The sequence below is a fragment of the Fibrobacter sp. UWB2 genome (assembly GCF_002210425.1).
GTDB lineage: Bacteria > Fibrobacterota > Fibrobacteria > Fibrobacterales > Fibrobacteraceae > Fibrobacter > Fibrobacter elongatus.
Genome location: NZ_MWQK01000001.1, coordinates 46,583 through 59,489, shown reverse-complemented (window position 1 = coordinate 59,489; position 12,907 = coordinate 46,583). Strand labels below are relative to the sequence as shown.

At 49.5% G+C, this 12,907-nt stretch carries 12 protein-coding genes; 3 read left to right on the top strand and 9 right to left on the bottom strand.

Translation table 11 applies throughout. The features are described from left to right. Window positions 1-15: 15 nt before the first annotated feature. Window positions 16-900, bottom strand: a complete 885-nt coding sequence (locus B7982_RS00310) for a hypothetical protein (RefSeq protein WP_144065894.1) — start codon at window positions 898-900, stop codon at window positions 16-18. Window positions 901-927: 27 nt separating this feature from the next. Further along, window positions 928-1,590 (bottom strand): hypothetical protein, encoded by a 663-nt coding sequence (locus B7982_RS00305; RefSeq protein WP_233138288.1) that lies wholly within the window; start codon window positions 1,588-1,590, stop codon window positions 928-930. A gap of 51 nt (window positions 1,591-1,641) precedes the next feature. Here B7982_RS00305 and B7982_RS00300 point away from each other — a divergent pair, with 51 nt between their 5' ends. Beyond that, entirely contained in the window at window positions 1,642-2,133 is a 492-nt protein-coding gene (locus B7982_RS00300; protein ID WP_088659057.1) for a peptide chain release factor-like protein, read from the top strand. A 102-nt stretch (window positions 2,134-2,235) separates the two neighbouring features. Beyond that, entirely contained in the window at window positions 2,236-3,483 is a 1,248-nt protein-coding gene (locus tag B7982_RS00295; protein WP_088659056.1) for a hypothetical protein, read from the top strand. A 76-nt stretch (window positions 3,484-3,559) separates the two neighbouring features. Here B7982_RS00295 and B7982_RS00290 read toward each other — a convergent pair whose 3' ends face one another. The 3 genes from B7982_RS00290 to ruvX form a co-directional block, all read right to left on the bottom strand. Further along, a complete protein-coding gene (locus tag B7982_RS00290; protein ID WP_158212944.1) occupies window positions 3,560-5,455 on the bottom strand; it encodes an FISUMP domain-containing protein in 1,896 nt (631 codons plus the stop codon). Window positions 5,456-5,660: 205 nt separating this feature from the next. Next, on the bottom strand, window positions 5,661-6,119 hold the full coding sequence (locus B7982_RS00285) for a hypothetical protein (RefSeq protein ID WP_088659054.1): 459 nt from the start codon (window positions 6,117-6,119) through the stop codon (window positions 5,661-5,663). A 34-nt stretch (window positions 6,120-6,153) separates the two neighbouring features. Continuing rightward, on the bottom strand, window positions 6,154-6,567 hold the full coding sequence (gene ruvX / locus B7982_RS00280) for a Holliday junction resolvase RuvX (RefSeq protein ID WP_074208275.1): 414 nt from the start codon (window positions 6,565-6,567) through the stop codon (window positions 6,154-6,156). A gap of 91 nt (window positions 6,568-6,658) precedes the next feature. On the opposite strand from ruvX, the gene typA reads away from it, so the two are divergent. Beyond that, complete coding sequence (gene typA, locus B7982_RS00275; protein ID WP_088659052.1) at window positions 6,659-8,494, top strand: translational GTPase TypA; 1,836 nt, start codon at window positions 6,659-6,661, stop codon at window positions 8,492-8,494. A gap of 53 nt (window positions 8,495-8,547) precedes the next feature. Here the strand turns inward: typA and B7982_RS00270 are convergent, their stop codons facing one another. The 4 genes from B7982_RS00270 to B7982_RS00255 all read right to left on the bottom strand — a co-directional run bounded on the left by B7982_RS00270 (window position 8,548) and on the right by B7982_RS00255 (window position 12,905). After that, complete coding sequence (locus tag B7982_RS00270; protein ID WP_088659051.1) at window positions 8,548-9,300, bottom strand: hydroxymethylpyrimidine/phosphomethylpyrimidine kinase; 753 nt, start codon at window positions 9,298-9,300, stop codon at window positions 8,548-8,550. A gap of 1 nt (window position 9,301) precedes the next feature. Continuing rightward, window positions 9,302-10,588: an MgtC/SapB family protein gene (locus B7982_RS00265; protein WP_088659050.1), complete on the bottom strand. Its 1,287-nt coding sequence runs from the start codon at window positions 10,586-10,588 to the stop codon at window positions 9,302-9,304. Between the two features lie 94 nt (window positions 10,589-10,682). After that, complete coding sequence (locus B7982_RS00260; protein WP_088659049.1) at window positions 10,683-12,374, bottom strand: GGDEF domain-containing protein; 1,692 nt, start codon at window positions 12,372-12,374, stop codon at window positions 10,683-10,685. 39 nt (window positions 12,375-12,413) lie between these two features. Next, window positions 12,414-12,905 carry a dihydrofolate reductase gene (locus B7982_RS00255; RefSeq protein ID WP_088659048.1) on the bottom strand — a complete coding sequence of 164 codons (492 nt, stop codon included), beginning with the start codon at window positions 12,903-12,905 and terminating at the stop codon, window positions 12,414-12,416. Window positions 12,906-12,907: the final 2 nt, after the last annotated feature.

Sequence of the window (12,907 nt, the reverse complement as noted above, 5' to 3'; positions counted from 1 at the left end):
TTTTGGGTGTTAAAATTAGGGTCTTGTAATGACCATTTCGAGGAAACCATTCCCCGTTGTACGCATTTCGACCATTTCACCGGTTGAAGCCTTGGCCTTAAAGACCGTAATATAGTCGGGACGCACACCCTTGGAGAGCATCTGCTCGATTTCCTTAGCCGAAATCATGTATTTTGAGTTCCATTTTTCCATGTACCAGTGCCATGGCTGCCAGTTGAAAATACCGCGGGTGGACTGGACAAAAGCGCGGAGCATCATGGAATACTCGTATTTCAAAAAACCGAGATAGTCGTTGACTTCGGCACGTTTTTCGACAAGAGTCTTGGTCGCAAAATCCGGATCATAGCGAAGCGGCGTTTCATCGGGATTATCATACGTAAAGCGAATAAACTTGTCCAACACGGAGATTTTCAGATTCGGACGGTCCAAGTGTACAAACGCCTTTTCAGAAACTTGTCTGTAATCCCTAAATACAACGTCAGGAGTGAGCACATTGTTCAACTTGAGCGCCACAGGCTTTGCATCGAGCTTTCCGATTTCATAAAACACAAGGACTTCGCCTGCACCCTTCGGCAAAAGGACCGCAAGTAAAGGCTTATCGCGTTCCGTGATGACCCAGATCATCTTGGGCTTATTCGTCGAATTCAGAAGCGGGTCCAAAATCTTTACCAAGGACGGATCACGGACGCCGTTTACATCCCATTCCATCCACGTTCCCGTGCCGCCAACAGAATCAAGCACGTCAAAAAGGCGCCCGCCGACAAAGCCTTCCTTCGCTTCGATAGCGCTATAGATTTTAGTCGCGCCAGTAGCGGACTTTGCCTTTGATGATGCGGGAGCCGCAAAAGACATCGCCGCCGAAACGAGAACAAGCGCACAGACCGCAAGAATTTTACGCATAAATTCTAGACCTTGATATTAAGACTGTTAAAAACCGATCGGTTCCAAGAGCGATTCGTCCAAGCGTGAATACTGCAAGTGGTACTTTTTGTCGAGCCAGTAAAGAGCGAGCTTGGCACCCGTCCAGTTTTTCTTGACGGCAGTCGCTTCAATGCCCTTTGTAATGAGCGGGAGCGTTTCAATCAGGTCGAGTTTCCACTTGGTATCGTCCCAGTTAAAGAGCATAATCGGCACCTTGGGGCTTGAGGCAAGTCCAACGCTTCCACGGTCGTTCTTGACTTCGAACGGACCCATTTTCACGCGATCCACCACGTCCAGGAAGCCGCTATCGTAGAGGAGCAAGTAGAGCATGCGGTAATCAGGCACGGTCCAAAGATGTTCGCGCTCGAAAAGTCTGTAAAGCACAATGGCATAGGCCTCGTAGAACTGGCACGTATCCATTGCGGCGGCATCGTAAGTCTTTGCATGGCTCTCGATTTCATCGAGCCAGGTTTCCGACGGGTCCGTCAAAAAATCCAGCAAGACATCGTGCGGAGCGCGGTTCACGACAGACATCTTGAAAAGATCGTACATTTCTTCAAGCATGGCGAGCTTTTGGGATTCCTGGGCTTTAACTTTCGCGTCACGAACGGCGGCAGTCTCGGTTGATTCATTAGCAGAACCGTTAGAAGACCCGGCGCAACCGGACATAATCGCAAAAACGCTTACCAAAAGCGCTAGAACTATTTTATTTTTCAGAACATGCATCGCGATACCTACCTGAAAATGAATCTAGATGAACTTTTACGCGCCTGTTCCCTGAAAGGCTACCAAGGCAGCGGTCCCGGCGGCCAGCACAGGAACAAGACCAATACCGGAGTCCATCTTTCGTTACAACAATATAATTTAGAAATTAAGTCTTCCGAAAGCAGGAGCGCAAAAGAGAACAAGATTCATGCGCTCCATCGCATGCAAATGGCACTCGCCTTAAACGTACGCGAAGAACCGCCCGAAGTCGAAATGAAGTTCCCGGGCAGTAACGGGCATATCCAGCCGAGCAATCCACAGTTTCCGCTGTTCGTTGCCCATGTCTTTGACATTATGGCGACAAAGAATGGCGATACCAAAGCCGCGGCAGCGGCTTTCGGGCTTAGCCCGAGTGCACTCGTGAAGATTCTAAGGCAAGACAAGGCCTGCGCCGCGAAGTTGCAAGGCAACCGCGTCGAGAACGGCAAAAGCAAACTGCACTTGTAAGCGCTAGCTCCGGGTTTCTAAAATTTTACAATAAAAATCCGGGCCAAACGGCCCAAAAACGCGTGTTAAATAAGTAGGACCAACCAAATATCAGGAGGTTATATGAGTCCTACAATACAAAAACACGTCTGCCGTTATGCGGCTACCGCACTCACTGCCCTTACATGCTGGAACTGCTCCGGCGATTCGCAGGCAGAGTCCCCCATTGACACCATCCAAATTGGAGAATCGGCAAACATAGCCCTCAACCTGGACTACACCGAGACTCCGCTGCTCGATAGCCTTGTTCTAGACTGCTACGGCACGGACACGCTCCACCTCGTGCATTCCATTGATAAAAAGTCGTTCAACCTCGACCTTTTCCCAAGCGACAACTGGAAATTTAACGCCAAGCTCTACGCCAACGGAAGCTTGATGCAAGAAGGCGAAGTCACGACAGCGCTCGAAGCGGGTTCCGCTGTGAGCCTTAAAATTCCAATGCACGCACTTATCGGTTTTGTGTACGTGAAGATTCCGATTGGATTTGGGAACCCCGCGGGAATTAAGAGCGGCGAGATGGAACTCACAAGCGAAGAGGATACGTACACCTACCCCATGGTATTCGATTCCGACAACGTAACATTCACAAGTGACAAGCTCAAACTCAATCGCAAGTACCACATTTCGCTTTCGATGCTGGACGAAAACGGCAAAGCAATTTTCAGCCTGGAGGACGACTTTACGCTCGACGAAACCACGCCCATCCCGAGTTTTCAAATTGCATCGCTCCGCAGCAAAATCGAACTTGCCATTGACATCGCCAAAGAAGTGAATGTGCAAATTCCACTCACAATTCCGGCCATGAAGCGTTCGCCAAACGTAAACGACATCGTTATAAGCGAATTCTTCCTAAACGCAAACAAAAGTGATTCAACGCAATTTAACTTCGTGGAATTTTACAATGGCAGCACGGACACGCTCGTTCTAGATAAATGTACATTCGGGAAGACTTCAGACACAGATGGTTCTGCCGAATTCGGAGCAATCGAACTCCCACCAAACGAAGCGCTAGTCGTAGGCGAAGCCGAATCCGCAGATATCGAAGGAATATACAAGTACACAGAAAGCCTGCCCGCCTTTGTCAAATCTTCCAGTTCAATTGTATTGCAATGCGATGGCGCAATTCTTGATTCGCTTTATTACGGAAAGGCAGATTCTCTCATTACATCGCCAATTCCTGTACATACAGCAACAAGCGGAGTTCGCAAAAGTACCCAGCTCAACATCGAGCTTTGGGACAAACGTGATGACGGCGATTCCTGGTGTTTGGGCGTCCCCACTCCGGGCGTGATTTCAGCCTGCGGGAATTAAAAAGCCGACCCCGGAACAAGTCCGGGGGGACATAGCAACACGGCCGTCCCGTTTGGGGCGGCCTTGTTTTCAAGAGTTAATTATTTGTTTTTGTTTTAATGCAACGGACTGATTTCGGAAGTTTCTTATCTTGCTTCAAAATAGCTAAGTTTTTTTTGCCATCATGAACATCAAAGGAGAGTGCCATTGAGCCATTATAATAATCGCGAGTCCAGAAACTAGTCGAATCATTATTAAAGACATACGCGTTATTTTTGATTTCCACATAACCGGCCTCCAAAATATTAAGGCCAGATTCATTAGTGCCATCCCAATCTTTGGACTTTAAGGGGATTCCGGCTCGTTCCGCACCACCAAAAACCTGCGCCAAGTTCATATACTGTCCGTAAGTAGGCAATCGCCAACCATCCGGGCAAATATCAACATAATTACCAGTATCATCGTCTACCCACATAGCAGCATCCCAAACATAGAAACGACCGTATTCTGTACATGCGTCATTATCATCCGGATGGCAAACGCTTCCCGTTTTGGTCTTGTATCTCAGGTTATCCGTCATCCAGGTTTCCGAATAACCCATCCCCGAGTGCGTTACCGTAACCATACCATAAATAACATTTTCGCCATCACGATCATCGCAGAACTTGATGTTCGGATCATAAGGTTTCGTGCCGCAATATTCAACATACTTGTCTGTAACCGAACCAGTCTCATCATCGCATTCCTGAAGATCCGGATTATACGGTTCATTTACACAAAGCGGTAAAATCATCCCCGATACACAAGCGTAAACAGTGGGATCAAAGGTCTTCGTTCCGCATAAGCTGAGAACAACCCCATCTTTGCAGGCTTCCCTGTTCGGATTGTATTCCAACAAATCCTTTCCGCAAAGTGGATAAGCCTCGCCATCGTAGCAGAACTCCACATTTTCTATATATGTTCCCTTGCCGCATTTTCCAAAAACGCTTCCATCGACGCAACGCTGGGTTTCGGGGTCATACGGATCGCTACCGCACAAGGCCTTGTAGAGCTTGGTCGTCTTGGCGTTTTCGCCTTCGCCACACTGCAGCGTCACGACACCGCCCTTATCTTCGGCGATTGTGCAAGATTCTCCATTCACGCCCGGAGTGCCGTTTGTTACAGTCACGACCTTGCCATCACATTCCAGGTCATAGCCATTCTTTTCGGCATTTTCTTTGACCGTGCAGCTTTTGCCGGGTTCACCATTTGTACCATTAGTACCAGCAGCTCCGTTCTTAAGTACGCCGACTTCGGTTTCACCACAAGTAATCTTGATATCGCCATTTTCAAGAGCTTCGCCCTTGCAGCTTTCACCCTGCGGTCCCGTAATCGATGCGCCGTTCTCGCCCGGCTTGCCGTCTTGACCGTCCTTGCCGTTCGTAATCGTGACCGTTTTGCCACCACAGCTTAAATCAAAGCCGTTCTTTTCCTTGTTTTCCTTGACGGTACAGCTTGTGCCATTATCACCATCTTTGCCATCGACTCCGTTTTTGCCGTCCTTGCCATTCAAAAGCACTCCGACAGAATCGCCACCGCACAAAACTTTGTACCCATTCTTAATTTCTTCTACCGTGCAAGACTTTCCATCGGCTCCATTCTTGCCGTCTTTGCCATCAACGCCATTCGTTCCGTTCTTGCCATCTTTACCGTCTGTTCCGTTTTTTCCGTCTTTACCGTCGGAACCATCCTTACCATCAGAGCCATCCTTGCCATCCGAAACAGAAACATTCACGGTTTTCCAGGTACTGTCGGCGCACAGATACACCGAGGACTTTTCCTTGACATAGACAAGTTCTCCTTCATTGGACTCGCCGCAGTCACCAAGCTCCTTAACGGTGGCTACGGAAGCTTGTCCCTTTGCATCGGCAAGCGTATCTTCGCAAGCCGTAAGGCAAGTCATTGCAGAAAACGCACCAACCGTTGCTGTAATAGCAAGGAGACTCTTTTTCATTTTGGTTTTCATGAACCTAATCCTTTTTTTTATATCCTAGCAGTATATGCAATTTTAAATTTGTAAGCAAAATATAAGAATAAATGAATTTATCGTCAAATAGCAGAAAAGCCCGCTCAAAGGCGGGCTTGACTGCATTTACAAGACTTTACTGGGTCCTTCGCTTCGCTCAGGATGACGAGAGTGAAGCGTCAGGAGACAATGCTTATGCGTGGATCTGGGAGCTGGCGCGTTCGATGTCGAACAGGCGGCGCAAGTTTTCGGCCTTAGCCGGTTCACGTTCTTCCGGGAGCGTCAAGGGACCCATGTTGATGGCCACGAGGATAGAACCCGGATAGTTATTCACGCGCTTGATGAAATCGCTGACAGAAACACCTTCGGTGTAGAAGTCCACGACGAACGTGTCCCAGTCATCTTCTTCGAGCTGCTGCAGAGCTTCTTCTTCGGTTTTCACCGTCTTGAAGTAAGCGCCCACGAGCAAGTCCGAAAGGACTTCGAGGCAGGCTTCACGACGGACATCGTCTTCTTCCCAAATCAGGATGCGACGGTCGCTGTAGTCACGGACTTGCGGGACAAAGTTTTCTTCGGCGTTCAATGCGTCAAGCATCGCACCGTTGGCTTCGTCCATTTCTTCATCATCAAAATTATCGATTTCTTTAGCCATGATTAAAATATAGTAAAAAGTTGGGTATTAGGTTTTAAGGGTTTTCGTCGAACCATCGTTGCAATATTATAGCGGCGGCAGTACGGTCGATAATGGCCTTGTTCTTCTGCTTTTTCTTTTTGCTCATGTACGAGGTGAACTCCTGCGCCTGCACGCTGGAGTACGATTCATCCTGCGTATGGATTTTCATTCCTGGGAATCGCAGTGCCAAATCCTTGATAAAAGCCTCCACCACCACGTTTTTGCCATCCTTGCGGCCATCCGGATGGTATGGCATCCCGACGACAAATTCGTCAATCTTGTTGAGGCGCACGAGCTGGTCCAGGCGTTCGAACAGGTTCGTCGTCTTCTGGTCAATCGTCTCGCGCGAAAACGCCATTTTGAGCTCGGAATCGCCAAAAGCGACCCCAACACGATGCTCTCCGTAATCCAAAGCCAAGTAATTCACGCCCCTAAATATAGAATACGAACTGGAAATATTGCATTTTTCCGCTCATTTTTCTATCTTTGCGCCGAAAATTAAAGCCAAACGGTAAAATATGGATCAATCAAAAATCAGAAACGTTGCCATCATCGCCCACGTTGACCACGGTAAAACAACCTTGGTGAACCAGCTCCTCAAACAGTGCGGTACCTTCCATGAAGGTGAAGAAATCGTGGACCGCGTGATGGACTCCGACAACCTTGAACGCGAACGCGGCATTACCATCCTCTCCAAGAACACGAGCGTGATGTACAAGGGATACCGCGTGAACATCGTCGATACCCCGGGGCATGCTGACTTCGGTGGCCAGGTGGAACGCGTTTTGGGTACTGTCGATGGCGTTATCCTGGTGGTTGACGCATTCGAAGGCCCGATGGCACAGACTCGCTTTGTGACGCAGAAGGCTTTGCAGCTCGGCCTTACCCCGATCATCGTCGTGAACAAGATCGACCGCGACGGCTGCAACCCGCTCCTCGCTTTGGACAAGGTCTTTGACCTGTTCTGCGAACTCGATGCATCTGAAGAACAGCTCGACTTCGACAAGGTGTTCGGTAGTGGCCGTAAGGGCATTTGCCGCGCCGAACTTGAAGACCCGGATGGCGACTTCAGCATCTTGATGGACAAGATTATCGAACGCATCCCGGCTCCGAAGGGCGATCCGAACGCAGAACCGCTCCTCCAGATTGCATCCCTCGAATACTCGAGCTTCCTCGGCCGTTTGGCTGTGGGTCGTGTACAGCAGGGCGTGTTCAAGCCGAACCAGACTTACGCTCAGGCATTCCCGGATGGAACAGTCAAGACCATCCGCCCGCAGAAGATCCTCCGCTACGAAGGCCTCACCCCGAAGCCGATTGAAGAAGCCGGTCCGGGCGAAATCATCCTCATCGCAGGCCTTGATTACTTTGACATTGGCGATACGCTCAGCGCAACAAGTAATCCGATTCACTTGCCGCGTATCCACATCGACCCGCCGACCATCTCCATGCTCTTCACGGTGAACACCTCCCCGCTCGCCGGCAAGTACGGTGGAAAGTTCATGACGGGAAACCAGCTCCAGGAACGTTTGGAACGAGCCCACATGGCAGACCCCGCCCTCCTCGTCGAAAAGGCAGAAGGCGCATCGACGTTCAAGGTCTCTGGCCGTGGCATTTTGCACCTCACGATTCTCGTCGAAAACATGCGCCGTGAACTTTACGAATTCACCATCGGCTCTCCGCAGGTGATTTTCCAGAACGACGAAAACGGCAAACTCCTTGAACCGGTGGAAGACTTCAAGGTCGAAGTTCCGAACGAATTCAGCGGCGCCTGCATCCAGGAAATCCAGCAGCGCAAGGGCGAAATGGTCAACATGACCACCGACGAAAACGACCGCGTTTCTCTCGAATTTATCGTTCCCTCCCGTGGCCTTATCGGTATCCGTCCGAAGCTCCTCTCCCTTTCCAAGGGTTACGCTGTGACGCAGTCCTTCTTCAAGGAATACCAGCCGTACAAGGGAGAAATTCCGTCTCGTATCAACGGTGTACTCATCGCCAAGGAACCGGGCGAAGCAGCAAGCTATGCACTTTCCAACTTGGAAGATCGTGGCTACCTCATCATTGGTCCGGGTGCCGAAGTTTATCCGGGCATGATCGTGGGCGAACACAACCGCGACGTCGATATCACCGTGAACGTCACGAAGGGCAAGCACCTCACCAACATGCGTTCGAAGTCCGCTGACGACATGATCCAGCTCACGCCGTACCGCCGCATGACTTTGGAAGAATGCGTCACCTTCATCAACGAAGACGAATGCATCGAAGTCACTCCGGAAGTGCTCCGCATCCGCAAGACCGAGCTCGATCCGATCAAGCGTAAGCAGATGTCCAAGAAGCCGGCTGAAGATGACGATTAATCAGCATTCTACAGACATTAAAAAAGCACCCTTCGGGGTGCTTTTTTTTCAGTTTAAATATCTTTCGCCAATCGCCCGTCCCCACTTTGCAATAGCTCGGTGAGGTAATCTTTCGCAATTTGGCAAGATTCCGGCAGCGTATGGCCAATCGCGAGATTCGCCAAAATTGCCGATGACAGATGGCAGCCAGTACCATGTTTGCCATTCCCCGGGATTCGCGGACTTGTGAACTTGTACTGTTTACGATCCCTATCCCACAATGTATCAACGGCTTCGTCATCTTTTGAATGGCCGCCCTTCAAAAGCAAGGCGAAATCTTTCCCGAATTCAAACTTTCCGCGAGAAGCGGCCTGTTCAAATCCCAAGAATCCGAACTCGTCCAGATTCGGCGTGACCAAATCAATCTTCTTCATCACCGGCATAAATTCATCGCGTTCTGCCGAGCGCATAAAGTGGAAGCCCGCCGAAGCGCTTGCAATCGGATCCCAAATAATGTAAGCATCCGGAGATTTTTCACGGACAAATTCAACAATTCGCTGTAAAACTTTAGCCTTTTCGACAAGTCCGATTTTCACGAACTTGAACTGGCGCTTGGCAAACAACGTTTCAAGTTGCGCTTCGATGCGTTCCCAAATTACCCAGCCAGGCGCCACAAATTCATCTTCGTTCTGTTGTGTGAGTGCAGTACATACAGATTCACAGTACACGCCAAAATGCGCCATCGTCTTAACATCCGCTAAAATTCCAGCGCCCGCAGAGCCATCGAAGCCTGCGATAGTCAATGCAAAATTCATTTTTTCAGACATTTTATACCACCGAATAAATTCCAATCATCACTACGGACACGCCGCAGATAAGCCCCACCGCCGGGAGAATCGGGCCTCGCATGGACTTAGACCCAAGAAAATACACCATGCAGCCCTTGGTAAGCGTATTGGCAAGGCTCGCAAAAAGGAGCGCCAAAATCAGGTTGTGGTGTTCAAGAGTCGCCTTTCGGCACATGTCGATGAGCGAGAACGCCACCGCATCCATTTCAGCAGCACCGCCCAAGAAGCTACAAATCATCAACGCGCCCGAGCCAAAGTACGCATGAGCCGCATTCGCGATGAACATGACCACCGTAAAGACCAAGCCAAACTTAATTGCCGGCAACAACTTGAACGGGTTGTTAAAATCAGTTGTTTTCTGACGATGATCCTTGGATTCACGAAGCTTCAAGTACCCCGCATAGCCAAGCCCCGGCACCACAGGCACAAGGAGAGGAGCCAAAAGCGGAAGCGCAAGCGACGGCATCAGGAATATGCAAATGAGGTAGAGTCGCGCATACATCACCGACCAGCTGAGCACAATGCCTAGCGTGAAGTCCGCCGCATACTGTTCGTTATCGACGCTACGGCCCGCCAAATTCAGCGTGAGTGCGGTACTGCTCGCAAGCCCGCCCAAAAGTCCCGTGAGCCAAATGCCCTTGCCCGGCCCAACAAGCTTGATGAGCACATAGCCCACAAAGCCAATGCCGCAAATGAACACGACAAAGAGCCAAATCGTATGCGGGTTCAAAACCTCGAGCCCCGGCGGACCAAATGAGCGGTTCGGCAAGAACGGCAAAATCATGAGAGAAATCACCGCAAACTTGACAGTCGCGATAATGTCCTCAGTCGAAATCTTTTTCGCAAAATCGTGAAGCTGACGCTTGACCGCCAACAGCCACAAAAGCACAATCATGAGAATACACGCTTCCAAGAGCCGGTTGTACCAGCAAAGCGCCCCCAAGAAATAAATCATGATAAGTGCCGCACTCGTCGTGACGCCCGCAGGCCCGCCATTATTCTGATTCGAAAGACCGTACGCAATATGACTTGCCACTAGCAAAAGCCCGACAATCACAAGCCCGACGACAAAGGGAACGATCGATTCCATCAAGTCGCCCAGGTAGCAGGACAAGGCGCCACAAAGGCTTACAATCGAAAACGAGCACAGCCCAGCGGGGTGCCTTGAATTATTGCGGGAATACGAGTTTTCACGCTGCATACCGATAATAAAACCGATACCCAGCGCCGCCGCAAGCTTATAAAAGATATTGAACTCAATCATCATTCAAAATCTAATCAAAAAAATGTGCGAAAGAAAAGTTTTATAGAACTTAGTTAGCAGAACTTAGTTGGCAGATTTTCAAAGATCTAAGTTCTAATTATGCCATTCGCTGTTGCTTAGAGGCGAGCTTCATGGCGTACATGTTTGCATCGGCCATGCGATAAACGTCCATTGCAGTCACGGCATCACCGCGACGGCGCACGGAGTAACCGTAAGCGACGTTCAATGCAATCGGCAACTTGGCCTCTTTTTCCAAGAGCACCATTGTCTTTAACGCCGTATTCAAATCAGAAAGATGTTCTGCACGAACAATCGCCACAAACTCGTCACCGCCCATGCGGATTGTAGTCCCGATGCCGTTAAACGCGTTCTTGAACACGTCGGCGAAGGCGCACAAAAGCTTATCGCCTGTAGAATGTCCAAAGTGGTCATTCACATACTTGAGGCCGTTCACGTCGATACTCACAATAGCATAGTCGCTATCATCGCGGTTGAGCACTTCAAAAATGTGTTCGCACTTTGCACGGTTATAAATGCCAGTCAAGGCATCGCGATAAGCAATCTGGCGGAGCACTTCCTTTTCAGTCTTGTCCATGAGTTCCTCGTACATGTAGACAAGATAGCCCACCATCAAGAACAAGATGAACAGGAGCGTACCGACCGGGAGGCAAGTCGCATCCAAGAAGGATTTTTCCATGCCAAACAAGTTCTGCACATTATAGCGGAACAAATCGGCAATGCCAAACAGCACAAACACCACCGTTCCCGACGCAAGAATTTTCTCTTGCAATCCGGCACCGCGGTCATAAAGGACCTTGAAGAATACCATGAACAGGAACGAAACAAAGATATAGCTATGGTAAATGAGCAAGAACGTCGGGTAATGCGCAATATCGGTCACATGCAAAATCGTCGTTACCAAGAAGAACAGCACACCAAAGCCGACAATGACTTTCAGCACGTTCAACTTCCAGGTCGAAATCTTGCCCGCACGCATATTGATAATCAAAAGCCCAAACGGAATCGCAGCGAGGTAAAGCGAAACGTATTCCAGCGTCGTATCCAGCGCATAGTTCGTGGAAACAATCTGGATACCCTTCGCGTAATTCAGCGTCCAAAGTCCCATCAAACCAGCAAACAAGCCAATCAGAACAAGGCGGTAATAAGCCCTGTCAAAGCCGACGGCACAGCAGCCTGTAATAAAGGCTATCATCCCAAAGAACATCAGGAATATGCCAATGGTGATAGAATCGGAATTTTGCGAAAAATAGTCTGTCATGCTATTTGAACGCAAAAGTTCAATCTGCGCCACAGATTTTGCGGCCGCTTTTTCGGTCACAATCGTCACCACGCGAATGACATGGTCGTCAAGAAATTCCGGCATATTCACGAGATGGATGCCGCTACCGACCAGTTTTCCCTCTTTAAAGCGTTCAAAACCATAACGGTAATAGCAAACACTGTCAACATAGACAGCTACTGCAACGTGATACGCATGGAATCGGAGCGTTGTCGGCAAGGGAATCGAATCGTTTCGCATGTCGCGCTCGTAGATAATCGTATCGCCGGGCTGAATATTTGAGGGAACTCGGAAATCAGAGACATGTTCCATCGGCGGAAGATGAATGCCGCCAAAAGAAATGGACCAGCCATCGTTAAGCGCGATGACATTGTTGCACGAACCATGACGGCACATGCCGTTAAAACTGACAACAAATAGAACAACCACTACAGCGGCAAGCACTGCAATGAGAAGTCTAAGTATTTTCTTTCCATTCCTCAACAACATCTCTAGTATATAATAAGTTATTCTAAGGGCAATAGAACCTTATTTTTTTCGTACCCAAATTTCAAAGGTTGTCGGGAAATCGTTTTTTTCGTCTGCCGGGAAAGATTCTTCGCTTTCTTTCTGGAACTTATCGTTCCACTCCGGGAAGAAGACATCGCCTTCCACATGCGACAAAACTCTCGTCAAATAGAGCTTTTCAACCAGCGGCATCGCTTCGCGGTACACGGCAGCACCACCAATGACGAAGCATTCCGTCTCGCCTGCGGCGCGGGCAGCCTCGATAGCCTCACCGAGCGACGAGCAGACGATGCAGCCCGGAGCCTGGAAATCCTTGTTACGGGTGAGCACGTAGTTCGTGCGGTTCGGAAGCGGGCGGCCGATATCGTCGTAGTTCTTGCGACCGAGGATGATGGCATGCCCCGTAGTAATCGCCTTGAATCGCTTGAGGTCAGCAGAAAGGTGCCACGGCAAGTGACCGTCACGCCCGATGACATTGTTTTCAGAAACCGCTACAATTGCAGAAATTAACATCT

Excerpts from the sequence above, each read along its gene's own strand:
- B7982_RS00305 (WP_233138288.1), bottom strand. The coding sequence starts at position 1,590 with ATGTCCGGTTGCGCCGGGTCTTCTAACGGTTCTGCTAATGAATCAACC.
- B7982_RS00300 (WP_088659057.1), top strand. The coding sequence starts at position 1,642 with ATGCATCGCGATACCTACCTGAAAATGAATCTAGATGAACTTTTACGC.
- B7982_RS00290 (WP_158212944.1), bottom strand. The coding sequence starts at position 5,455 with ATGAAAAAGAGTCTCCTTGCTATTACAGCAACGGTTGGTGCGTTTTCT.
- B7982_RS00260 (WP_088659049.1), bottom strand. The coding sequence starts at position 12,374 with ATGTTGTTGAGGAATGGAAAGAAAATACTTAGACTTCTCATTGCAGTG.
- B7982_RS00310 (WP_144065894.1), bottom strand. The coding sequence starts at position 900 with ATGCGTAAAATTCTTGCGGTCTGTGCGCTTGTTCTCGTTTCGGCGGCG.
- B7982_RS00265 (WP_088659050.1), bottom strand. The coding sequence starts at position 10,588 with ATGATGATTGAGTTCAATATCTTTTATAAGCTTGCGGCGGCGCTGGGT.
- B7982_RS00270 (WP_088659051.1), bottom strand. The coding sequence starts at position 9,300 with ATGTCTGAAAAAATGAATTTTGCATTGACTATCGCAGGCTTCGATGGC.
- B7982_RS00285 (WP_088659054.1), bottom strand. The coding sequence starts at position 6,119 with ATGGCTAAAGAAATCGATAATTTTGATGATGAAGAAATGGACGAAGCC.
- B7982_RS00295 (WP_088659056.1), top strand. The coding sequence starts at position 2,236 with ATGAGTCCTACAATACAAAAACACGTCTGCCGTTATGCGGCTACCGCA.
- B7982_RS00255 (WP_088659048.1), bottom strand. The coding sequence starts at position 12,905 with ATGTTAATTTCTGCAATTGTAGCGGTTTCTGAAAACAATGTCATCGGG.
- typA (WP_088659052.1), top strand. The coding sequence starts at position 6,659 with ATGGATCAATCAAAAATCAGAAACGTTGCCATCATCGCCCACGTTGAC.